This window comes from Sphingosinicella flava (assembly GCF_016025255.1).
GTDB lineage: Bacteria > Pseudomonadota > Alphaproteobacteria > Sphingomonadales > Sphingomonadaceae > Allosphingosinicella > Allosphingosinicella flava.
Genome location: NZ_CP065592.1, coordinates 844840 through 865330 on the forward strand (window position 1 = coordinate 844840; position 20491 = coordinate 865330).

Annotated in this window: 21 protein-coding genes; 8 read left to right on the forward strand and 13 right to left on the reverse strand. The window is 64.5% G+C overall.

Annotated elements, in window-relative coordinates; all coding sequences use genetic code 11:
- Window positions 1-27 precede the first annotated feature (27 nt).
- From IC614_RS04410 to IC614_RS04420, 3 genes are read right to left on the reverse strand one after another with little or no spacing between them, the layout of a single operon-like run.
- The gene (locus tag IC614_RS04410; RefSeq protein WP_200972665.1) at window positions 28-363 is read right to left on the reverse strand and encodes a 2Fe-2S iron-sulfur cluster-binding protein; all 336 of its coding nucleotides are present in this window, start codon (window positions 361-363) and stop codon (window positions 28-30) included.
- Complete coding sequence (locus IC614_RS04415; protein WP_200972667.1) at window positions 360-1568, reverse strand: cysteine desulfurase family protein; 1209 nt, start codon at window positions 1566-1568, stop codon at window positions 360-362. Before IC614_RS04415 ends, IC614_RS04410 begins: the two co-directional genes overlap by 4 nt.
- Window positions 1565-2653, reverse strand: coding sequence for a cysteine desulfurase family protein (locus IC614_RS04420; RefSeq protein WP_200972669.1), 1089 nt, complete (start codon window positions 2651-2653; stop codon window positions 1565-1567). Before IC614_RS04420 ends, IC614_RS04415 begins: the two co-directional genes overlap by 4 nt.
- Window positions 2654-2760: 107 nt before the next feature.
- Between IC614_RS04420 and IC614_RS04425 the strand changes: the two genes are divergently transcribed.
- Window positions 2761-3417: an alpha/beta hydrolase gene (locus tag IC614_RS04425; protein WP_200972671.1), complete on the forward strand. Its 657-nt coding sequence runs from the start codon at window positions 2761-2763 to the stop codon at window positions 3415-3417.
- 27 nt (window positions 3418-3444) lie between these two features.
- On the opposite strand, the gene IC614_RS04430 is transcribed toward IC614_RS04425, so the two are convergent.
- Together IC614_RS04430 and IC614_RS04435 are read right to left on the reverse strand one after the other, a co-directional pair.
- On the reverse strand, window positions 3445-3624 hold the full coding sequence (locus IC614_RS04430) for a hypothetical protein (RefSeq protein ID WP_200972673.1): 180 nt from the start codon (window positions 3622-3624) through the stop codon (window positions 3445-3447).
- On the reverse strand, window positions 3621-4595 hold the full coding sequence (locus tag IC614_RS04435) for a threonine ammonia-lyase (protein ID WP_200972674.1): 975 nt from the start codon (window positions 4593-4595) through the stop codon (window positions 3621-3623). The genes IC614_RS04430 and IC614_RS04435 overlap by 4 nt, the downstream gene beginning before the upstream one ends.
- Before the next feature lie 213 nt (window positions 4596-4808).
- On the opposite strand from IC614_RS04435, the gene IC614_RS04440 reads away from it, so the two are divergent.
- The gene (locus IC614_RS04440; protein ID WP_200972675.1) at window positions 4809-5996 is read left to right on the forward strand and encodes a type III PLP-dependent enzyme; all 1188 of its coding nucleotides are present in this window, start codon (window positions 4809-4811) and stop codon (window positions 5994-5996) included.
- 132 nt (window positions 5997-6128) lie between these two features.
- Window positions 6129-7184 carry a 1,9-bis(guanidino)-5-aza-nonane synthase gene (locus IC614_RS04445; protein WP_200972677.1) on the forward strand — a complete coding sequence of 352 codons (1056 nt, stop codon included), beginning with the start codon at window positions 6129-6131 and terminating at the stop codon, window positions 7182-7184.
- A gap of 123 nt (window positions 7185-7307) precedes the next feature.
- On the opposite strand, the gene IC614_RS04450 is transcribed toward IC614_RS04445, so the two are convergent.
- Complete coding sequence (locus IC614_RS04450; RefSeq protein WP_200972679.1) at window positions 7308-8411, reverse strand: serine hydrolase domain-containing protein; 1104 nt, start codon at window positions 8409-8411, stop codon at window positions 7308-7310.
- 283 nt (window positions 8412-8694) lie between these two features.
- Here IC614_RS04450 and IC614_RS04455 point away from each other — a divergent pair, with 283 nt between their 5' ends.
- Window positions 8695-9132: an MAPEG family protein gene (locus tag IC614_RS04455; RefSeq protein WP_200972681.1), complete on the forward strand. Its 438-nt coding sequence runs from the start codon at window positions 8695-8697 to the stop codon at window positions 9130-9132.
- A gap of 119 nt (window positions 9133-9251) precedes the next feature.
- Here the strand turns inward: IC614_RS04455 and IC614_RS04460 are convergent, their stop codons facing one another.
- From IC614_RS04460 to IC614_RS04475, 4 genes are read right to left on the reverse strand one after another with little or no spacing between them, the layout of a single operon-like run.
- Window positions 9252-10442: a class I SAM-dependent RNA methyltransferase gene (locus tag IC614_RS04460; protein ID WP_200973094.1), complete on the reverse strand. Its 1191-nt coding sequence runs from the start codon at window positions 10440-10442 to the stop codon at window positions 9252-9254.
- On the reverse strand, window positions 10439-11905 hold the full coding sequence (locus IC614_RS04465; protein ID WP_318963530.1) for an NAD(P)H-hydrate dehydratase: 1467 nt from the start codon (window positions 11903-11905) through the stop codon (window positions 10439-10441). Before IC614_RS04465 ends, IC614_RS04460 begins: the two co-directional genes overlap by 4 nt.
- Window positions 11889-12611, reverse strand: coding sequence for an N-formylglutamate amidohydrolase (locus tag IC614_RS04470; protein ID WP_200972683.1), 723 nt, complete (start codon window positions 12609-12611; stop codon window positions 11889-11891). The genes IC614_RS04465 and IC614_RS04470 overlap by 17 nt, the downstream gene beginning before the upstream one ends.
- Window positions 12608-13345, reverse strand: coding sequence for an enoyl-CoA hydratase/isomerase family protein (locus IC614_RS04475; protein ID WP_200972686.1), 738 nt, complete (start codon window positions 13343-13345; stop codon window positions 12608-12610). Before IC614_RS04475 ends, IC614_RS04470 begins: the two co-directional genes overlap by 4 nt.
- 121 nt (window positions 13346-13466) lie before the next feature.
- Between IC614_RS04475 and IC614_RS04480 the strand changes: the two genes are divergently transcribed.
- Both IC614_RS04480 and map read left to right on the forward strand, forming a co-directional pair.
- Complete coding sequence (locus tag IC614_RS04480) at window positions 13467-13679, forward strand: ParD-like family protein (RefSeq protein ID WP_200972688.1); 213 nt, start codon at window positions 13467-13469, stop codon at window positions 13677-13679.
- Complete coding sequence (gene map / locus IC614_RS04485) at window positions 13676-14461, forward strand: type I methionyl aminopeptidase (protein ID WP_200972689.1); 786 nt, start codon at window positions 13676-13678, stop codon at window positions 14459-14461. The genes IC614_RS04480 and map overlap by 4 nt, the downstream gene beginning before the upstream one ends.
- A 33-nt stretch (window positions 14462-14494) precedes the next feature.
- Here the strand turns inward: map and IC614_RS04490 are convergent, their stop codons facing one another.
- From IC614_RS04490 to IC614_RS04500, 3 genes are all read right to left on the reverse strand, one after another.
- Window positions 14495-15262: a tellurite resistance TerB family protein gene (locus IC614_RS04490; RefSeq protein WP_200972690.1), complete on the reverse strand. Its 768-nt coding sequence runs from the start codon at window positions 15260-15262 to the stop codon at window positions 14495-14497.
- A gap of 67 nt (window positions 15263-15329) precedes the next feature.
- Window positions 15330-16232, reverse strand: a complete 903-nt coding sequence (locus IC614_RS04495) for a GHMP family kinase ATP-binding protein (RefSeq protein ID WP_200972691.1) — start codon at window positions 16230-16232, stop codon at window positions 15330-15332.
- A gap of 10 nt (window positions 16233-16242) precedes the next feature.
- Window positions 16243-17892, reverse strand: coding sequence for an electron transfer flavoprotein-ubiquinone oxidoreductase (locus IC614_RS04500; protein WP_200973096.1), 1650 nt, complete (start codon window positions 17890-17892; stop codon window positions 16243-16245).
- An 84-nt stretch (window positions 17893-17976) separates the two neighbouring features.
- On the opposite strand from IC614_RS04500, the gene IC614_RS04505 reads away from it, so the two are divergent.
- Both IC614_RS04505 and IC614_RS04510 read left to right on the forward strand, forming a co-directional pair.
- Window positions 17977-18741, forward strand: coding sequence for a uracil-DNA glycosylase (locus tag IC614_RS04505; protein ID WP_200972692.1), 765 nt, complete (start codon window positions 17977-17979; stop codon window positions 18739-18741).
- Window positions 18738-20489, forward strand: a complete 1752-nt coding sequence (locus IC614_RS04510) for a lytic transglycosylase domain-containing protein (protein ID WP_200972693.1) — start codon at window positions 18738-18740, stop codon at window positions 20487-20489. Before IC614_RS04505 ends, IC614_RS04510 begins: the two co-directional genes overlap by 4 nt.
- Window positions 20490-20491 lie beyond the last annotated feature (2 nt).

A 20491-nucleotide genomic window follows, 5' to 3' on the forward strand; every position in this document is an offset into this window, starting at 1 on the left:
TGCATATGGCGGAGCCTTCGCGCTAAATCAACGCCCCTGCATGTTGTGCGCGCCGGGCGGAATGCGGACGGAAAGGCTCTCCATTTCCGCCGTCAGCCATATCTGGCAGGACAGGCGCGAAGTGCGCGTCGCGTGCAGGGCGAGATCGAGCATATCCTCTTCCTCCTCGCTCGCGCGCGGCAATTTGCCGAAGTCCGCGGCCTCCACGATGACATGGCAGGTGGAGCAGGCCATCTGCCCCTCGCACGTCCCTTCAAGCGGCTGACCATCGGCTTGCGCGACGTCGAGGAGGCGTGCGCCCGGTTCCGCCTCGACTTCGCTCAGCAAATCCCCCTTGGGCGAGAGAAAACGTACAAGCGTCATGCCGCGAACCGCCTCTGCCGCCGCGCGGCGGCCATGATGAGATCGAGAGCGTGGAGCAGATCTTCCTCCCTCGTATAGCGTCCGAAGCCCAGCCGGATGCTCGCCCGCGCCTCGCGTTCGGAAAGGCCGAGGGCGGACAGGACATGGCTCGGCCGGCCCGATCCGCTCGCGCAAGCGGAGCCCGATGAAAAAGCGACATCGCGCACGCCCGAGATCAGCCGCGCGCTGTCCACGCCCGGCATCAGGATGTTGAGGTTGCCGCGATAGCGCGCATCGCCCGAGCCGTTCAGTATCCACTGGTTGCCGAAACGCTGCCATGCGGCGCTCCACAGCCGCTCGACATGGACATGATCCTCGTCCGCGCGTTCGGCCAGGAGCCGGGCCGCCTCGCCGAAGCCAACGCAAAGCGCGGGCGACAAGGTGCCGGACCGAACCCCGCCTTCCTGTCCGCCGCCATGCAGGAGCGGTTCCAGGGCCAGGCCGTCGCGCACCCACAAGGCGCCAATGCCTTTGGGTCCATGCACCTTGTGCGCGGACAAGGCGATCAGGTCGCAGGCGTGCACGGGTAGGGGAACGCGACCAAAACCTTGCACCGCATCGCAAAAGAAAATCGCGCCTTTAGAATGCGCTATATCGGCAATCTCACAGATCGGCTGAACGACGCCAATTTCGTTGTTGACCAGCATCGCGGCAACGAAGCCGGTGCGCTCGTCGATCCTTTCCGCCGCCAGATCGAGGTCGATCAGGCCGTCAGGCTTCACCGGCAGAATATCGATATCGAAACCCTGCCCGCCGAGCCACGCCACGGTATCGAGCACGCAAGCATGTTCGGTCGCGAGGGTGACGATCTTGCGTTTCCCTTCGGGCAGCCGCGCCGCCGTGCCCTTGAGCGCCCAATTGGCGGCTTCCGTCGCGCCGGAGGTGAAATACAGCTTCCCGTTTCCCGGCGAAAGCCGGGGTCCAGTCCGCTCGGGTGGCGCTGCTGGGTTCCGGCCTACGCCGGAACACAAAGGTGCGGATGCCAAATGTAGCGCCTCGATGGTGCGCTCCCGCGCCACTTCGACCGCCGCCGCCGCCTCCCGTCCCAGCCGATGCGGCGAGTGGGGATTGCCGAATCCGTCCTCGATCCATGGCCGCATCGCCGCCGCCACTTCAGGCGCTATCGGCGTGGTCGCCTGATAATCGAGGTAGATCGGCGTCTTCATGCTGCCCGCTTCCGCGCCGCCATGTCGGCCCAGGCGCCCGCGAAGCGCAGCACGTCGCTTTCCGTCGTGGACCAGCCGAAGCTCACCCGCACCACCTCGCGCGCCACATCATCGTCCAGGCCCATGGCGGAAAGGACGCGGCTGGGCTTCAGGCTCCCCGACGAACAGGCGCTGCCCGCCGACACCGAAATACCCGCCGCGTCGAACTGGATAAGCTGCGCCAGCGCGGGGACGCCCGGCATGCGATAGGCGCCGATGGTGGGAATGCGCGGGGCCTCCGCCGCGACCGCCGTGCCGCCCGCTTCAGCGATCCGCGCATCGAGCAACGCGCGAAGACGGTCTGCTTCCGCGAGCCAATCCTTCGGCGCCTCCAATGCGGCGGCCATGGCGAGGATGCCCGGCAGGTTCTCCGTGCCCGGGCGGTAGCCATGCTCCTGCCCCCCGACCGCGTCGATCAGCCCGTAATCGCGTACCAGCAAGGCCCCGACACCCGGCGGCCCGCCGAACTTGTGGGCGGAGAGGACGATCATGTCAGCCTCGGGGAGCGGCAATTTGCCCGCCGACTGCGCGCAGTCGGCGAGGAGGAGACCGCCTTCTTCGCGTACCGCCGCTGCAATTTCGTCGAGCGGTTGAATCACGCCGGTCTCGTTACTGGCTTGCTGGATGGCGTAGAGTTTGTTGTGTTCCTGCGAAGGCAGGAGCCCAGTTCCGCCGTTCGAGCCGCTGGGCTCCTGCTTTCGCAGGAGCACAATACCGCTTGAGTCGACGGACAACCTCTCCGCGTCCGGCGTCAGTCTCAACACCGCATCATGTTCGACCGGCGATGTCGCCACCCCTTGCCGCCCACGCAGCGCAATCGCCAGCCCTTCGCTGGCACCGGACGTGAAGATCACCTCTCCATTCCAACCAAGCGCCGTCTTCATCCGCGCCCGCGCATCCTGCAGCGCCGCCTTCGCTGCGCGCCCTTCCCCGTGCGGCGAGCTTGGATTGGCCCAAGCGTCCATCGCCGCCGTCATTGCCGCCTTGGCCTCCGGCCGCATCGGCGTGGTCGCGGCATGGTCCAGATAGATACGGTCTTGCGCCACTCCGGCTCCCAAGATTGCTAAGTCGCCTTCTCTCCATATATAGGAGCGCGCGACAACGCGGCCCAGCCGGGCCGCGCCCTTATTCTTGCAACCCGCGCCGAGGTGCAATGCCCGAAGTCATCTTTCCTGGCCCCGAAGGCCGTCTCGAAGGCCGTTTCCAGCCCGCTCCGCGCCCACGTGCGCCGGTGGCGATGATCCTGCATCCCCATCCGCACAGCGGCGGCACGATGAACAACGCCATCGTCCAGGCGCTCTACAAGACGTTCGTGCGGCGCGGCTTCGCGGTGCTGCGCTTCAACTTTCGGGGCGTCGGCAAAAGCCAGGGCGTGTTCGACAACGGTATCGGCGAATTGTCGGACGCCGCCTCCGCGCTCGACTGGGTGCAGTCCATCCATCCGGAAGCCGAGCAGACCTGGGTCGCTGGCTTCAGCTTCGGCGCCTGGATCGGCATGCAGCTTCTGATGCGCCGCCCGGAAGTGCGCGGCTTCATCTCGATCGCGCCGCCCGCCAACATGTATGATTTCACCTTCCTCGCCCCCTGCCCGTCCTCGGGCATCATCGTTCAGGGGGAGGCGGACGAGGTGGTGACGCCGATCGCGGTGCAGAAGCTGGTCGACAAGCTCCGCACCCAGCGCCACATCACCATCGCGCACGAAACCATCCCCGGCGCCAACCATTTCTTCCAGAATGAAATGCCGGAACTGATGAAGACGGTCGACGACTATCTCGATTTCCGCCTCGACCCGAGCTGCCCGATCCGCTGACCTAGCGTCATTCCGGCTTAAGGCGGTTCAACCGACCGGCACTGTCCAGATCAGCACGTTGCCGAGGATGACCGCCCCGGCAACCAGCATCAGGACGCCGCGCTTCACGTCCCGCTTCTTCGCGATCAGCCATATGCCGCCCGCGCCAAGCGCGAATACGGCCAGCATGCCGAGGGAAAGGGCGAGATTTCCGATACCGCTGTTCATGCCGCGCCCTTCGCACGCGCCGCTTCGCCGCTCAAGATATCCGCATAAAGTATCGGATCGACATTGCCGCCCGACACCAGGATCACACTGCGCTTCGTAAGGGGGCCCGCCTTTCCGGCCAGAGCCGCCGCCAGCGCCACCGCGCCGCCCGGCTCCACGACGAGGCGCAGATGCCGCGCGGCGAAGGCCATGGCCGCCTTCACTTCGGCCTCGCTCACCCAAATGCCGCGCGCACCGGCGTCCCGCAATGCGCCGAAGGTCAGCGGCGACACCAATGTCGTCTGCAGCGCATCACACAGAGTCGCGGGCGCATCGTCGGCCACCGGCACCCGCTCGCCCCCCGCCAATGATCTCGCCATGTCGTCCCAGCCTTCCGGCTCCACCGTGACGATTTCGGCACCCGGCAAGGCAAGCGCGATCCCAGCCGACAATCCGCCGCCGCCGCAGCAGGCCAGCACCTTGTCCGGCACCCCGCCCAATTGCTCGGCGATCTCGATCCCTGTCGTCCCTTGTCCTTCGATGATGTCGACATCATCGAAGGACGGCACCAAAATCGCGCCTTTCTCAGCCGCCAGCCGCGCGCCGATCTCCTCGCGGCTTTCCGTCGCGCGATCATAAAAAACGATATCCGCGCCCGCGCCCTGTGTCGCAGCCACTTTCACGGCGGGCGCGTCCGAGGGCATCACAATGGCGGCAGGGATGCCGAGCCGCCTCGCCGCTATCGCTATACCTTGCGCATGGTTACCAGAGGAAAAGGCGACAACACCTCGTTGCCGCTCCTCAGCGCTCAGCTGCAACAGGCGGTTCGTCGCGCCGCGCAGCTTGAAGCTGCCGCCCGTCTGCAGGCATTCCGCCTTCACCCACGCCGTCACACCGCCGATTTCGGCCGGCAATAGCGGCGTCTTCACCACATGATCCCGGATCCGGGCGGCAGCAGCGCGGACTCCATCCCCCGTTGGAATTCGACTCATAAACTACCCCTCGACTCGTCGCACGTGCGAAACGGATGAACGGCACGGAATTCGGCCCGTCGCGACCCTGCCAACATGCTGGCGCAGAACGCAAAAATGCAGCTCTTTACATGACCAAAAGACGCTCATATATCGCGCCCTCCGCTGCCCCATGGGGACTTCCAAACCGCAAGGCAGCTGTTTCGTCAACTACGCCTCTGGAGGTCCCTTGAATTGCACAAGCACCATAGCGCGCTGGGGCTAGCGTCCCTTCATCGGCCGGTCCAGCCGGTCACGCTCCTTCGTCCGCATGCCGCACAGCGTGCCGCCCGCTTTTTTGCAGAGAAGTTTCCGGGCCGCTCGATGTATGCCGTGAAGGCGAATCCGTCACCCGATCTCCTCGAGATTCTGTGGGACAGCGGGATCACGCACTATGACGTCGCCTCCATCGCGGAAGTGCGGCTGCTTGCGCGCACCCTGCCGGACGCGACTCTTTGCTTCATGCACCCGGTAAAGGCCGAAGAAGCCATCGCCGAGGCCTATTTCATCCACGGCGTGCGCACCTTCTCGCTCGACACGATGGAGGAGCTGGAAAAGATCGTCCGCGCGACCAAGGGCGCCACCGACCTCAACCTCTGCGTGCGTATCCGCGTCTCGTCGGATCATTCGAAGCTCAGCCTCGCCTCCAAATTCGGTGCCGAACCGGACGAGATGAAGGCCTTGCTCATCGCCACCCGCCAGGTCGCGGACGCTTTGGGCATCTGCTTCCATGTCGGCAGCCAAGCGATGACGCCGGCGGCCTATGCCGAGGCGATGGAGCGCGTGCGCGCCGCCATCGTCGGCGCGGCCGTCACCGTGGACATCGTCGATGTCGGTGGCGGCTTTCCGTCGACCTATCCGGGCATGGAGCCGCCGCCGCTCGAAACCTATTTCGAAGTGATCCACAAAGCCTTCGAAAGCCTGCCGATTTCCTATTCGGCGGAATTGTGGTGCGAACCGGGCCGCGCGCTCTGCGCCGAATATGCCAGCCTCCTCGTTCGCGTCGAAAAGCGCCGGGGGGAGGAGCTGTACATTAACGACGGTGCCTATGGCGCCCTGTTCGATGCCGCGCATATCGGCTGGCGCTTCCCGGTGAAGCTTGTCCGGGACGACGCTTCGGACGCCCGGGACATGGCGTTCAGCTTCTATGGGCCTACCTGTGACGACCTCGACCATATGGCCGGGCCGTTCATGCTGCCTGCCGATGTCGCCGCGGGCGATTATATCGAAATCGGCATGCTCGGCGCCTATGGCTGCGCGATGCGCACCGGCTTCAACGGCTTCGGATCGGACCTGAAGGTGATCGTCGAGGACGAACCGATGGCGTCGCTCTACCTGGCGCAAGAGGAACGTCGCGCGGCCTCGAACGTCGTGAAGCTGTAAGGCTTCGGCACATATATTGGCGTCATTCCGGCGGAGTCGAAGACGGGCGCAGCCCAAAGCCGGAATCTCCCTTCCCCTTCAAAGAAGCGAGATTCCAGCTTCCGCTGGAATGACGGGTCATTGGAGATTGAAATGAACACCGAAACCCCGATCAACGACACCCGCAAGGCGGAGCTGCTGTCGAAGCAGGTCGAGCATATCGACATCAAGAGCTTCGACGCGCGTCCCATCGTCGACGCGATGAAGAAGATGAGCTTCACCAGCCGCGACCTCGGCCGCGCGACGGACATCTACAACCAGATGCTGTCCGATCCGGATTGCTCGGTGATCCTGGTCATCGCGGGCTCGACCTCGGCCGGCGGCTGCATGGATCTCTATGCCGATCTCGTGAAGCACAACATGGTGGACGCCATCGTCGCCACCGGCGCCACCATCGTCGACATGGATTTCTTCGAAGCGCTTGGCCACAAGCACTATCAAGCGCTTGAAATTCCTGACGATGATACGCTGCGCTCGCTCTACATCGACCGCATCTACGACACCTATATCGACGAGGAAAAGCTGCAGGAGACCGATCACACGATCGGCGACATCGCCAACAGCCTTGAGGCGCGTCCCTATTCGTCGCGCGAGTTCATCAAGGAAATGGGCAAGTGGCTGCAGACCCACGGCAAGAAGGACAACAGCCTCGTCAAGCTCGCTTACGAGCATGACGTGCCGATCTTCTGCCCGGCCTTCGTCGACAGCTCGGCGGGTTTCGGCCTCGTCAAGCACCAGGTGGACCGGATGAAGGAAGGCAAGCCCTACATGGTGCTCGACGCCATCGCCGACTTCCGCGAACTCACCAACCTCAAGATCAAGGCGGGTACCACGGGCCTTCTCATGATCGGCGGCGGCGTTCCGAAGAACTTCACGCAGGACACCGTCGTCTGCGCCGAAATCCTCGGCCACGACGACGTCGAGGTTCACAAATACGCGGTGCAGATCACCGTCGCCGACGTCCGCGACGGCGCCTGCTCCTCCTCGACGCTGCAGGAAGCGGCGAGCTGGGGCAAGGTCTCCACGGCCCTTGAACAGATGGTGTTCGCCGAAGCGACGAGCGTCCTCCCGCTCCTGGCCTCGGACGCCTATCATCGCGGCCACTGGAAAACCCGTGCCAAGCGCGCCTTCGGCAAGATGTTCGACTAAAACAAAAGGCCCTCCATAGCGGAGGGCCTTTATTCTCTATCTCGAGTCAGGAAATATTGGGTCTACGAGCCATGCGCACATTTTCCCGGCATCATGGCAAGACGCCGGGGCAATTCGCCTGAATCAGACTTCCGTCAACAGCGCATTGCGCACGAGACCAGAAACTTCCCGCTGCACGGCGTCGATATTCGTCAGCACGACGATCGTGAGGCCGGGATCGTCCAGCATGTCGATCTGGGCACCGGCCCCGGGGGTACCGCCATTGTGGCCGAACAGCTCGTGCCCACCCACGCGCAGGAGGCCGAGGCCGTAGCCATAGCCTTGAGTGGGGGCGCCAGGCGGCAGATTGTCCACGTGCCAGCTCTTCATCGTCTGAAGCATTGGCCTTCCGACCACCTTGCCGCTGCGGAACGAATGCGCGAATTTGATCAAGTCTCCAGCAGTGGAATAAGCTCCAGCCGCCGGCGTGCCCCGGATGCCGATCGAGAAAGCCTCCGCCGGCCCCGGCGTGCACACACTCGGCGGACGCCGGAAGCAACCCGTTGTGTAGGAAACGGCGTCGTTCGGACGAACTTCGGTATCCAGCCGGTGTTCGGTATGGTGCATCCCCGCCGGTTTGTAGACGAGATCCTCCACGGCGGTGAAATAATCGGTTCCCGTCACCTTTTCGATTAAGGCGCCAAGCAGCACGAAACCGTTATTGCTATAGGCATAGGCGCTTCCGGGAGTAAAAGCAGGGCGGTCCTGCCGTACGGCCTCCATATAGGAGGAAACCGTGGTTCCTCCCCGCCGCAGCTTCGCGCTCCACAGCGGAGAATTGAAATAATCGCCAAGCCCGGACCGGTGGCTCAGCACGTGATGGACGAGAATAGGCGCGAACTCCGCGGGCAGGTCGGTGAGATGCTGTGTGACGGAATCTTCGAACGAGATACGCTTCTGTTCCGCGAGGCGGGCGACCGCCGTTGCGGTCAACATCTTGGACACCGACGCCACATTGAACCGCGTATCCAGCTTATTGTGCACGTTCTTGACGCGATCCGCCATCCCATAGGCACCGCCAAACAGCATCTCGTCATCCAACGCGACCGCGACGACGCCGGAGAGCCGCCCTTCGTCAGCGAGCTTGCGAAGCTGCATCGCGGCGGTACCTCCATCCCCCAGCTGCCGCCTGATGCGATCGCGAAGTCCCGTGTCCCGGGAAGACTGCTTCAGCGCGGCAGCGCCCAAGGGCGATGCGGCAAGGAACAAGAGAGAAGCCGACAACATGTCACGGCGCGTGGAATGAAGCTGTTTAGACGTCACTGACCCCCCCCAAACATGAAGGTTCCTTTGGGAAAGCGGGGATGGCGGCGCTACGGTTAAACGACGGATGCGTTCCATCAATCGACGAACGAGCGATCCGGGCGATTATGCCCCGGCGTCCATCACTGAAATTTCTCCCGCCCGTCTTGATGCTTGCGTATCCGGAATGATTGCCCCAGCTTCGGGCAAAATCGGGGAGAGCCGTTCGATGTCCTACAGTCCCATTCTCGCGCCGGTCGTGGCGCTCGTGGCGTGGTCGCTCATGATGATGTTCTGGATGTATTTCACTCGCTTTCCAGCAATGAAGCGCAAGGGAATAAGCCTTAAGGGGCGGGTGGGAACCCGTCCGGGCGTGCTTGACGGCGTCGTCGAAGACAACGTCCAGTGGAAAGCCCACAATTACAATCACCTGATGGAACAGCCCACCTTATTCTACGCCATCGCGCTTACCCTGGCGCTGATGGGCAGCGGCGACGGCCTCAACCTCTATCTCGCCTGGGGCTATGTCGGGCTGCGCATTCTCCACAGTCTCGTTCACGCAGTGACGAATGTCGTGCAGCATCGCTTCCTGCTGTTCACCGCCGCATCGTTCTGCCTGGTCGCCCTCACGCTTCATGCGGCAATAAGCGTGCTTCATCGCGCATAGGCGCGGTTTTCCTACACACTCTTTTTCTGCCAGGGATGAGCGAGGGCAATGCCCTCGCTCTTTCTCATTTCAGAAACAGGATTCCGCTTTTTGTCACTGGACCATCAATTTCATCAACTTCACTTCGTAAAGGCGGCAGCCAATTCGGCGTGCGTGGACCAGCGGAATTGCCCTACCGGCTTCACCCATTCGAGCCGGTAGCCGCCGTCGATCAACATCCTGGCATCGCGCGCGAAGGTGGAGGGGTTACAGGATATATAAGCGACGCGCGGCGCGGCGGACCGGGCGAGCACAGCAACCTGCTCCTTCGCGCCCGCGCGCGGCGGATCGAGTATCACGGCTTCGAAGCGACCCAATTCCTTCTCGTCTAGCGGGCGGCGGAAGAGGTCGCGATGATCGACGAATACCTCCCGCTGCGCCCGGTTCGCCGCCGCCTTCAGCGACAAAGCCGCGTCCCGCGCGCCTTCGGCGGCATAGGTTTTGCCCGGCAATGCGAGCGCGAAGGTGCCGAGCCCCGCGAACAGGTCCGCGACGATCCGCGCGGGACCGACGGCTTCCCGCATCGCGGCGACCAGTGCCGCCTCGCCTTCCTCCGTCGCCTGCAGGAAGGCGCCATGCGGCAACGGCACCGGAACCCCGCCGAGGGTGACCGTCACCGGCTCCGGTTCCCACCGCGTCTGCGGCCCGTAGCCGTCGTCGAGCGCCAGCCGCGCCAGCCGATGCGTCTCGGCGAAGGCCGCCAGCGCCTCGGTCGCCGCCAGGCTGTCGGCTGCGGCATTTTCGAGCAGCACGTCCACGCCCTGATCGCAGAGCGTCAGCCGCACGCCGCCATTGCCGCGCGGCCCCAGCAAGGTGCCCATCAAGGCCCGGAGCGGCGCGACCAGGGCAAACAATTCCGGCCGCAGGATATGGCATTCGCGCATGTCGACGATGCGGTGGCTGCGCTCCGCATTGAAGCCGAGCAAGACCGTCTTGCCCCGGCTCTCCGCGCGCAGCGAGGCGCGGCGGCGGCTCCTCGGCGGCGAAATATGGGGCGAGCGGATCTCGGCTTCGAAAATCCCCTGCGCCGCCAGCGCCGAGGCCACCCGGTCGCGCAGGAAGCCGGCGAAAGCGATGTCGTCGATATGCTGAAGCTGGCACCCGCCGCATTCGGGGAAATGGCGGCAGGGCGGCACGGCATGATGCGGTCCGGGCGTTACGGCCCCGTCCGCGCCGACCAGGTCGCCCGGTGCCGTCATCGGCACATGGCGCCCGCTTTCCGTCACGCCGTCACCGCGCGCCGCGAGGCGGACGATCGCTTCTTCGCTCATAGACATTCTCGAAGCGCCTCGCCCAGATGCCCGATCAGATCGTCGGCGATCAGAAACGGCCCGGCCAATTCGGCCGCCCGGCCATGCAGCCAGACGGCGGCGCAAGCGGCCTCGAACGGCGGCATTCCCCTCGCCCGCATCGCCGCGACAATCCCGGCCAGCACATCCCCCGTCCCCGCCGTCGCGAGCCAGGCGGGAGCAGCAGCTGAAATCGCCGCCCGCCCGTCCGGCCCGGCGACAACGGTGTCCGCACCCTTCAAAAGAATGACGGCGTTGGCGCGAACGGCGGCGGCGCGCGCCTGCTCAACCTTGCTCCCCGCCAGCGTCCCGAACAGCCGCGCGAATTCGCCGCCATGCGGGGTGAGGATCGGCAGTTCGGAGGAGTCAGAAAACAGGCCCCAATCCTCTCCGACAAGGTTCAGCGCGTCGGCGTCGAGAATGAGCGGGTGCCGGGCTTCAATGGCTTGGTGCAAAAGCGACCTGGAGCGGCCCGAGCGCCCAAGACCCGGCCCGGCGAGAAGAGCATTCACGCGGGGGTCGGCAAGTAAGGCCGCAACATCATCATTGTGCTCCGGCGCAGGCCGGAGCCCAGTTTCTCCTTTTGGCGCGGCTGGGCTCCGGCCTGCGCCGGAGCATAATGGAGATTGCACCACCGCCTGGGGCACATCAGGGACAAATGCATCGGCGATCAGCCGCACATAGCCGGCTCCAGCCCGCATCGCCGCCGACGCGCACAGCGCCGCCGCGCCGGGCATTTCGCCGCCGACGACCGAGACATAACCACGATCATATTTGTGCTCGTCCGGACCCGGCGCGCTGAGGAGCGGGCGCCCGATCCGGCTAAGATTGCTCCGGGCCGCGATCCCGATATCGGCCAGCACGATCCGCCCCACATGCCGCGCGGCAGGCTGGAGCAGATGGGACGGCTTCAACGCCCCAAAGGTCACCGTCATGTCGAAGTCCGGAACCGGCGACAGGATCGCGCCGTCGTCGCTCGCCACGCCGCTCGGCAGGTCGACCGCCGCCTTGACCCGCGCTTCGCCCGCCAGCCGCAGCAGGGCACCGCTCAACGCCGCATCCAAGGGCCTCGATAGTCCTGTTCCGAATAAGGCGTCGATCAGCAGCGGCGCGCTCTCGGCGGCCTCGATGGGCTCGACAGACCCGGACCACGCCGCCCGGGCATCGCGTGCGATCTGGGACACTGGGTCACCCGTCACCGCGATCCGCACGTCCACACCCGCCTCCGCCAGCCGCCGCGCGATCACATAGCCGTCGCCGCCATTATTGCCCGGCCCGCACAGTATCAGGGCCGGCAAGGGCCCGGCAAAGGCCCGGATCGCCGCCGCCGCCGCCTGCCCCGCTCTTTCCATCAGAGCCCGCGCGGGCGTGTCCGCCGCGACGGCGGCTTCCTCCGCGGCGCGCATCTCGGCGGCGGTGAGGATCGGGTCAGCGGAGCGCATCATGGGTTTCGCGAATGACCGGAACCAGAATGTCGGCCCAGCGCGTCACGCCAGCTTCCTTCAGGATCAGATCCTGCCGCACCTCGATGGCGAGATAGGGGAGCCCCCGGCTCTCCGCATGCCGATCCATCGTCGCGTTGAGCAGCTTGCCCGAATAGGGTTCGTTGTCGCCGGTCGGAATGCCCCGGGCGCGCAAGCGGTCTATGGCGATCCGCGCCGCACGGTCGTCATTGTTGTAGAGCAGGCCCACTTCCCACGGGCGCGCTTTATCGGGTTCGGTCCGCAGCCGGGGCGTGAAGCTATGGAGGGTGAAGAGCATGGCGGGCTTCAACGCCTCGACCTTCTCCTCGATCAGCGCATGATAGGGCCGGTAGAAGCGCGCAATCCGCGCCTCCCGCCCTTCGGCGTGAAGATCGGTATTGCCGGGAACGACATGGCCGTCGCTCACCGGCGGAATGGCGGCAAGCTCATGTTCGTGCCGGTGCAGATCGACTACCAGCCGCGACACCCGCGCCAGGATCGCCGGACAACCGAGCCGCGCCGCGACGATCCGGGCAAGCGGATCGATGCCGATGTCGACCGCGATATGATCGTCGAGCAGAGCGGGATCGATGCCGAGGTCGATATCGTCTGGCACATGATTGGAGGCGTGATCGGCGACGAGCAGCAGGCCATCCGCCTGCCCCTCGATAAACTCCGCCACGCTCATTTCTTCACCCTCAGCGCCACGCGCGCGGCGAGCGCTTCGGATGCCATCAAGGCGTCGAACAATCGATCCTGTTCCCCGTCCTGCCGCTGCCCCGCGCCCGCCAACCGGACGCCGCGCCGCAGCGCCGCGAGGCTCTCGGGATCGAAGGAGGCAATGCTGCGGACCAGGGCTTCCGCCGCCTCATCCGGGCAATCGCTGGCAATCTCGGCCAGGCCGATGACGGAAGCCTCACCCCCACTCACCGGAGCGGCGGAAAGCAAAAGCCGTTGCGCCTGCCCCGGCCCGACAAGCTGGACGAGCCGGTAAATGTCTTCTTGGGGGTATGATATGCCGAGCTTCGCGGGCGTGATCGCCATCTGCGCATGGGTCGCCGCGACCCGAATGTCGCAAGCCATGGCGATCGCCACCCCCGCGCCATAACACGCCCCCTCGATCACAGCGACACTCGGAATGGAAAGCCCCGCCAGCCGATCGAGCGCTCGCCGCATCGCCGCGCGAAAGGCGCCCGCCGCCGCCGCGTCGTCAGCAAAGCCCGCAAAATCCGAAATGTCCGCCCCCGCGCAAAAGGCCCCGCCCGGCACGCCGGAAAGCACCAGCACCCGCGCGCCGCTCTCCTCGGCCTCACCGAGCGCCGCCTCCAGCATCCCCCACCCCGCCAAGGGCACCGCATTGCGCGCCTCCGGCCGGTTCATCCGCAACCGGGCAATGCCGTCGTCGAGAGTGAGGTTGAACATGATGCTCCTCTGCCTTGCGGCGGCCATTTTGTCTTCCGCGAAATGAAGTGAGTGCCGCCATCTTGGCTCAAGCTCAAACACAATGCATATGATCCATATACGAATCATATAGGGAACCCTCATGGGCATCGTGAACATAGACGACGATCTGCACGATCAACTGCGCCGGACGGCCAAGGTCTCCTGCCGCTCGATCAACGCGCAGGCTGCTTACTGGATCAAGATCGGCATGCTGTGCGAAACCAACCCCACGCTCAGCTTCACCGAAATCCTCGCGCGCGAACTGAGCGCTGCGGGCCTCTCGCCGCCACCCCTCGCGCTTGCCGACGCATGACGAAGCAGCCGCACGAACTGGCGCTGATGGCGGAATCCGGCCGTCTGCTCGCCTCCGTCTTCGAAATGCTGGATCGCATTCCGCTCGCGGGCAAATCGACGCTGGAGATCGATGCGCTCGTCGAACGCTTCATCGTCGACGATCTCCAGGCCCGCCCCGCGAGCAAGGGGCAATATGGCTTTGCCTTCGTGCTCAATAGCTCGATCAATCATGTGGTCTGCCACGGCGTCCCCTCGGCATCGGACGTGCTGAAGGACGGCGACATCGTCAATTTCGACATCACGCTGGAAAAGAACGGCTATATCGCGGATTCCAGCAAAACCTATTGCGTGGGCGACGTCCACCCCGCCGCCAAAAGGCTGGTCCACACCACCTACGAAGCGCTGTGGAAAGGCATAGCCCAGGTCCGCCCCGGCGCGCGGCTCGGCGACATCGGCTTCGCCATCGAACGCCACGCGAAGAAGAACGGCTATAGCGTGGTCCGCGAATATTGCGGCCACGGCATCGGCCGCGACATGCATGAAGACCCGCAAATCCTCCACTTCGGAAAGCCGGGCACCGGCCTCGTCCTTCGCGAAGGCATGACCTTCACCATCGAACCCATGCTCAACCGCGGCCGCCGCGCCGTCAGAACCGAGGCGGACGGCTGGACGGTGGTCACGAAAGACGGCTCGCTCTCGGCACAGTTCGAGCATACCGTCGCCGTGACGGCGACGGGGGTAGACGTGCTGACACTACGGGAGGATGAAGTTGGGATGTTGAGCAAGAAGACTGCGGCTTGAAGAATACCGCAAACCGATGGAGGCAAAGTACGATTAGCCCGTCAAAGACCGAAAGTAATCGTCGATCGATTTTCCCCAATAAATTTCATGATCATGAAGCAACCCATCAGCCTCGATCACGCTTTGGATATGACGTCGAATTGTTTTTGCTAATCTTGGATGTTCATGACATCTGATCAGCGATCCGTAGAACACTTCTGGGTCAGGCGAGAGCCGTTCCGCATGTGCCAAGATGTCTTCCATCGGTGGATCACCCGGCAGCTCTTCCCTTACCCAATAGCTGCAAACAAATTTTTCAATCTCATCCCTCTCAGTTGGATGATAATCCTTATCGCAGCGGGCCATGAAAACGAGCGCATTCATCCCTGCCAAAAGATCCGCTCGTTGTGAAACGCTTATGCCCCAGCCAATTTTCGACTCCTGCCTAAACGTCACTTCGAAGCGGGAAAAGTAACTTACCCCATCTTCCGCTATAATCTCAGCGGTATGAAGGTCGGCCACGGCTTCGATGCGATCTAGCCGGAATTGCCGATTGGCTGCCCGGGCGTGACAAAAAGCACGAAGATATTTCGTCGAAGCCGCCTCCTCGAGACGAATGCAAGTCACTTGGCGCTGTGTGGCGACGCCCTTCGCGTTCCTGTAAGCAATTATACAGGTGAAACCGGAAAGGGCCTCTAAGGGCTGCTTCGGAGCTTGGTGAAGTTCAGGAACGATGATGTCTTCATCGTCTTCTTCATGCAGAGGAGCGACTGCTCGGCCTCGTCCCTTACCCTGAATGGTCGTCCAAAGCTCTTGCAGCATAGCCCCCTCCTCTTCAGATGAGGGAACATATCAAAAGACGACGCGCCAGCAACTTATCCCGCAAGACTCACAATAGCGAGATGGCAAGGCGCCACCAATACGGATGCAGCGACGCAATGCACGCCGAAGCCGCATCTCGCACCGCTTCATCCTTGAACAGGGCGAAGCAGGTTGCGCCTGATCCTGACATACGGGTGAAGGTTGCTCCGGGTTGGGCGGCGAGGGCGGCGAGGACGGTTTCAATTTCCGGGGCGAGGGCGCAGGCGGGGGGTTGGAGGTCGTTGCGGGCTTCCCGCGGGTCGTCCGGCATCGGGCCCTTGTCCACGCCGTCCCAGCCTTTGAACACCGCGGCGGTAGAGACGGCGACGCGCGGGTTGACGAGGAGGACCGGGGTTCCGGCGAGGCCCAGGTCCACAGGCCGCAGCCGGTCTCCACGCCCATCGCCGCGCGCGGTGCGGGAGGCGAGGCAGGCGGGCACGTCCGCGCCGAGGGTTTGGGCGATTTCCTCGATTTCTGCGTACAGAGACCGTTGTGCTCCTGCGAAAGCAGGAGCCCAGTTGCTTTGCTGGGGCTGGGCTCCTGCTTTCGCAGGAGCACTCGGGCTGGCGTCACCAGCAATATCCCACCACCGCGCCAGCAGGCGGAGGGCGGCGGCAGCGTCGGCGGAGCCTCCGCCGATGCCGGAGGCGACGGGGAGGTTCTTTTCCAGCGTCAGGTGCGCACCCGTATTCACGCCGAAGCGGTCGCGCAGCGCGTGGGCGGCGCGGAGAACGAGATTGTCCTCGCCCGCGCTCAGCCCTGCCGCGAAGGGGCCGGTGATGGAAAGGCTTAGCCCCTCGCCTTCCTCCACCCGCAGCCGGTCGCCGTCCGCGCAGAAGGCGAAGAGGGTTTCGATGCGATGGTAGCCGTCCGGCTCCCGCGCCCGCACGTGGAGGGCGAGATTGAGCTTGGCGTAAGCGATTTCCTCCACGTGGGGCTGCTTACATGTTCGGATAATTGGGGCCGCCGCCGCCTTCCGGAACCACCCAGTTGATGTTCTGCGTCGGATCCTTGATGTCGCACGTCTTGCAGTGGACGCAATTCTGGGCGTTGATCTGCAGGCGCGGGTCGCCTGTCTCCTGCCCCACGATCTCGTAGACGCCCGCCGGGCAGTATCTTTGCTCCGGCGCGTCGTAGAGCGTGAGGTTGACGTCGATCGGGACATTGGCGTCCTTCAGCGTCAGGTGGACCGGCTGGTCTTCCTCGTGATTGGTGTTGGAGAGGAAGACCGAGGACAGGCGATCGAAGCTGATCACACCGTCGGGCTTGGGATAATCGATCCTCCTCGCCGCGTCCTTGGTCAGCAGCCCCTCATTGTCCGGGTGATGGTGCAGGGTGAACGGCAAGCCGATCCCCAGATGCCGCATCCACATGTCGAGACCCGCGACCATCGTCCCGAGCCTCGGGCCGAACTTCGCGACGGCGGGCTCGGCGTTGCGGACGGTCCTCAGCTCCTTCGCGACCCAGCTCTTCTCCAAGGCCTCCGGATAGGCGGAAATCTCGTCGCCCTGCCGGTCCGCCTTGATCGCATCGAAGGCGGCCTCGGCGGCGAGCATTCCGGATTTCATCGCGGTATGCGTGCCCTTGATGCGTGGCACGTTCACGAAACCCGCCGAGCAACCGATGAGGGCACCGCCGGGAAAGGTGAGCTTCGGCACCGATTGCCATCCGCCCTCGTTGATCGCACGGGCGCCATAGGAGACGCGCCGCCCGCCTTCGATGATCGCGCGCACTGCGGGATGCTGCTTCCAGCGCTGGAATTCCTCGAAGGGCGAGAGATAGGGGTTCTTGTAACCAAGGCCGAGGACGAAGCCCAAGGCGACCTGACCGTTGTCCTGATGATAAAGGAAGCCGCCGCCTACTTCGTCCTTAAGCGGCCAGCCTTGCGTGTGAATGACGCGGCCCGGCACATGCTTGTCGGCCGGAATGTCCCACAATTCCTTGAGGCCGATCGCATAGACTTGCGGCTCCCGGCCTTCGCGGAGGTTGAAGATGCGGATGAGTTCCTTGGACAGATGTCCACGCACGCCCTCCGCGAAGAAGGTGTAGCGCGCGTGGAGCTCCATGCCCGGCTGATAATCGGGCTTGTGGGTGCCGTCGCGCGCAACGCCCATGTCGCCCGTCGCGACCCCCTTGACCGATCCGTCGTCGTTGAAGAGCACTTCCGCCGCCGCGAAGCCGGGGAATATCTCGACGCCCAAAGCCTCGGCCTGTCCCGCGAGCCAGCGGCAGAGATTGCCGAGCGATCCGGTATAGGTACCCTTGTTGTTCATGAACGGCGGCAGCAAGGCGTGGGGGAATTCCCGCTTCTTCGTCTCGGACAGGAACCAGTGATGGTTCTCCGTCACCGGCACTGTGAGCGGACTGTCGAGCTCCTTCCAGTTCGGCAGAAGCTCGTCCAGCGCCTTCGGATCGATCACCGCGCCCGACAAGATATGCGCGCCGACTTCCGATCCCTTTTCCAGGATGCAGACGGACAGCTCGCGCCCTTCGGCCTCGGCCAATTGCTTGAGGCGGATCGCGGCGGCGAGCCCCGCCGGGCCTGCCCCGACGATCACCACATCATAGGCCATGGACTCGCGTGACGACATCATTCTCTCCGTATCCAAGGCCTTGCGCCGGACTCATGTCGTCGCAAATGGCCGTCAACTGGCAGATAAGCACCCTTTTTAAGGTTGACCAGCCCGCCGCCGTCTGACCCTAATGGCGGCGTGGAGCGGGGCAGCGACACCTTGTCCCCTGCGACCGCCATGAGTGCGTTGCAGTGGTGGATCGAAGCGGGCGTCGACACGATGGTGAGCGACGAGCCGCGCGACTGGTTGCGTCCTGTGCGAACGCCCCCCGTCACCGCTCCGGCCGCTCCCGAAAAAGCACACGCCGAAACCCTCCCCGAACAGATCGATCTGTTCCAGGCCTATCTGCGCGACAGTGACGCTTTGCCCCTTGCAACTCCCGGCGCGCGGCGCGTCTGCCCGTCCGGCGATCCGGCATCCGGCCTGATGATGATGGTCGACATGCCTGCCGAGGAGGATTGCGCGAGCGGCGCCTTGCTTGCGGGCGATGTGGGCCAGCTTTTCGACCGGATGCTCGCAGCGATCGGGCGCGGCCGCCAGTCCGTCTATCTTGCCTCGCTTGCCTGCTTCCGCACACCCGCGGGCACGCTGACCGATCCCGACGCCGCCCGCTGCACGACGCTGGCGCGCCATCATATCGGCCTTGCCGCGCCGCAAGCCCTCCTCCTGTTCGGCGACGCGTGCGCGCGCGCGCTGACCGGCCTGTCCGTCGCACAGGCCCGTGGGCGCTGGCACGATGTTCAGACCCATGCCGGCCCCATTCCCGCCCTCGTCACGCTCAATCCCGCGCAGCTTCTCGCCCACCCACGTCTCAAAGCCCATGCCTGGGCCGACCTGCAAATGCTGATGAAAGGACCGCCGCAATGATCCGCATCCGCACCCTTCTGCTCGCCGCAACCCTCGCCTTGCCCGTCCCCGCCGCCGCTTTGGCGGACATGGCGCCGCAGGATGCGCGGCCCTCCGCGCAGCTCGATACGAACCAGCGCGCCCAATATCGTCAGGTCTTCGCGTCCATTCGTGCCCAGCAATGGGCGGACGCCGCCGCCCGCCTTGATGGCATGGGCGATGGGCCCCTCCACGCCATTGCCCGCGCCGAACTCTACACCGCGAAAGGAAGCCCGGAGGTTTCGCTCGATCAGTTGAACGCCCTTCTCCAGCGCGCGCCCGAACTGCCCCAGGCCGCGCAGCTCGGCCGTCTCGCCGAGCGCCGGGGTGCGAACACCCTTCCCTTCATTCCGCAGCCCCAGCGCCTCGGCTGGGCGGGCGAGCAGCCGCGCCGCGAACGGGCAAAGAGCGTCAAGGGCGATCCCGTCGCCGCCATGATCGAACCGGACATCCAGAAGATGATCGTCGACGATCAGCCCGCCGCGGCCGAGACGTTGCTTCTCACTCGTGCCGCCGAAATCACGCCCCAGGCGCTGACCGAGTTCCAGCAGCGCATCGGCTGGTCCTATTATATCACCGGCGACAATCTCTCCGCCCGCCGTCTCGCAGACCAGGCCCGGCGCGGCATTGGCGATTGGGCGCTGCAGGCCGAATGGATGCACGGCCTCGCCTCCTGGCGCATGCAGGATTGCAACAACGCCGCTTACTCCTTTGCCACCGTCGCCGCCCGCTCCAGTGATCCCGAACTCGCTGCCGCCGGACATTATTGGGCCGCACGTGCCGACATGAAGTGCGGCCGTCCCGAGCGCGTCCAATCCCAGCTCCGCACCGCCGCGCGCGCGAACGAGACCTTCTATGGCCTGCTCGCCGCGAGCGCGCTCGGCATCAAGACGGCCGGACCCGGCATCCACGATTTCAAAGACCCCGAATGGCGCGCCATCGCTGCCCGGTCCAATGTGAAGACCGCCATCGCCCTTGCCGAGATCGGCGAAAACCGGCTGGCCGACGAGGTGATCCGCCATCAGGCGCGAATCAGCCCGTCCGATCATGAAGGCCTGCTCCATCTTGCCGCCAGCCTCGACCTCGCCCAGACCCAGATGTGGCTCGCCCACAATGTGCCGGGCGGCAAGCGCCTCGCTTTCTCCGCTCGCTATCCCGCGCCCTCATGGCGTCCCGCGCGCGGCTGGCGGGTCGATCCATCACTCGCTTATGCCCATGCCCTCCAGGAATCCGGCTTTCGCACCGAAGCGGTGAGCCCTGCCAACGCCCATGGCGTGATGCAGGTCGTCCCCGGCACCGCCAACGACATCGCCCGCAAGCGCGGCGATCCGTTCAGTCGCGAGATGCTGTTCGACCCCAATGTGAACGTCGAATATGGCCAGTCCTATCTCGAATACTTACGCGACTATAGCGGCACGGGCGGGCTGCTGCCCAAGGTGATCGCCGCCTATAATGCAGGCCCTGCCCCGATTTCCCGCTGGAACGAACAGCAGATGGCGGGCGGCGACCCCCTGCTTTACATCGAGTCGATCCCTTATTGGGAAACGCGTGGCTACGTGCCGATCATCCTGCGCAATTACTGGGTTTATGAGCAGCAGGCGGGAAAAAAGGACTCCCCTTCGCGCCATGCACTGGCACAAGGAATGTGGCCTCGATTTCCAGGCCTTTCCGGCCCTACCGCCATCCGGCTCGACTCACAGGCGACTTCAGCTTCCTACGGCTCACGCTAATT

Excerpts from the sequence above, each read along its gene's own strand:
- IC614_RS04410 (WP_200972665.1), bottom strand. The coding sequence starts at position 363 with ATGACGCTTGTACGTTTTCTCTCGCCCAAGGGGGATTTGCTGAGCGAA.
- IC614_RS04415 (WP_200972667.1), bottom strand. The coding sequence starts at position 1,568 with ATGAAGACGCCGATCTACCTCGATTATCAGGCGACCACGCCGATAGCG.
- IC614_RS04425 (WP_200972671.1), top strand. The coding sequence starts at position 2,761 with ATGCCCGAAGTCATCTTTCCTGGCCCCGAAGGCCGTCTCGAAGGCCGT.
- IC614_RS04430 (WP_200972673.1), bottom strand. The coding sequence starts at position 3,624 with ATGAACAGCGGTATCGGAAATCTCGCCCTTTCCCTCGGCATGCTGGCC.
- IC614_RS04435 (WP_200972674.1), bottom strand. The coding sequence starts at position 4,595 with ATGAGTCGAATTCCAACGGGGGATGGAGTCCGCGCTGCTGCCGCCCGG.
- IC614_RS04445 (WP_200972677.1), top strand. The coding sequence starts at position 6,129 with ATGAACACCGAAACCCCGATCAACGACACCCGCAAGGCGGAGCTGCTG.
- IC614_RS04455 (WP_200972681.1), top strand. The coding sequence starts at position 8,695 with ATGTCCTACAGTCCCATTCTCGCGCCGGTCGTGGCGCTCGTGGCGTGG.
- IC614_RS04460 (WP_200973094.1), bottom strand. The coding sequence starts at position 10,442 with ATGAGCGAAGAAGCGATCGTCCGCCTCGCGGCGCGCGGTGACGGCGTG.
- IC614_RS04465 (WP_318963530.1), bottom strand. The coding sequence starts at position 11,905 with ATGATGCGCTCCGCTGACCCGATCCTCACCGCCGCCGAGATGCGCGCC.
- IC614_RS04470 (WP_200972683.1), bottom strand. The coding sequence starts at position 12,611 with ATGAGCGTGGCGGAGTTTATCGAGGGGCAGGCGGATGGCCTGCTGCTC.
- IC614_RS04475 (WP_200972686.1), bottom strand. The coding sequence starts at position 13,345 with ATGTTCAACCTCACTCTCGACGACGGCATTGCCCGGTTGCGGATGAAC.
- IC614_RS04480 (WP_200972688.1), top strand. The coding sequence starts at position 13,467 with ATGGGCATCGTGAACATAGACGACGATCTGCACGATCAACTGCGCCGG.
- map (WP_200972689.1), top strand. The coding sequence starts at position 13,676 with ATGACGAAGCAGCCGCACGAACTGGCGCTGATGGCGGAATCCGGCCGT.
- IC614_RS04490 (WP_200972690.1), bottom strand. The coding sequence starts at position 15,262 with ATGCTGCAAGAGCTTTGGACGACCATTCAGGGTAAGGGACGAGGCCGA.
- IC614_RS04500 (WP_200973096.1), bottom strand. The coding sequence starts at position 17,892 with ATGTCGTCACGCGAGTCCATGGCCTATGATGTGGTGATCGTCGGGGCA.
- IC614_RS04510 (WP_200972693.1), top strand. The coding sequence starts at position 18,738 with ATGATCCGCATCCGCACCCTTCTGCTCGCCGCAACCCTCGCCTTGCCC.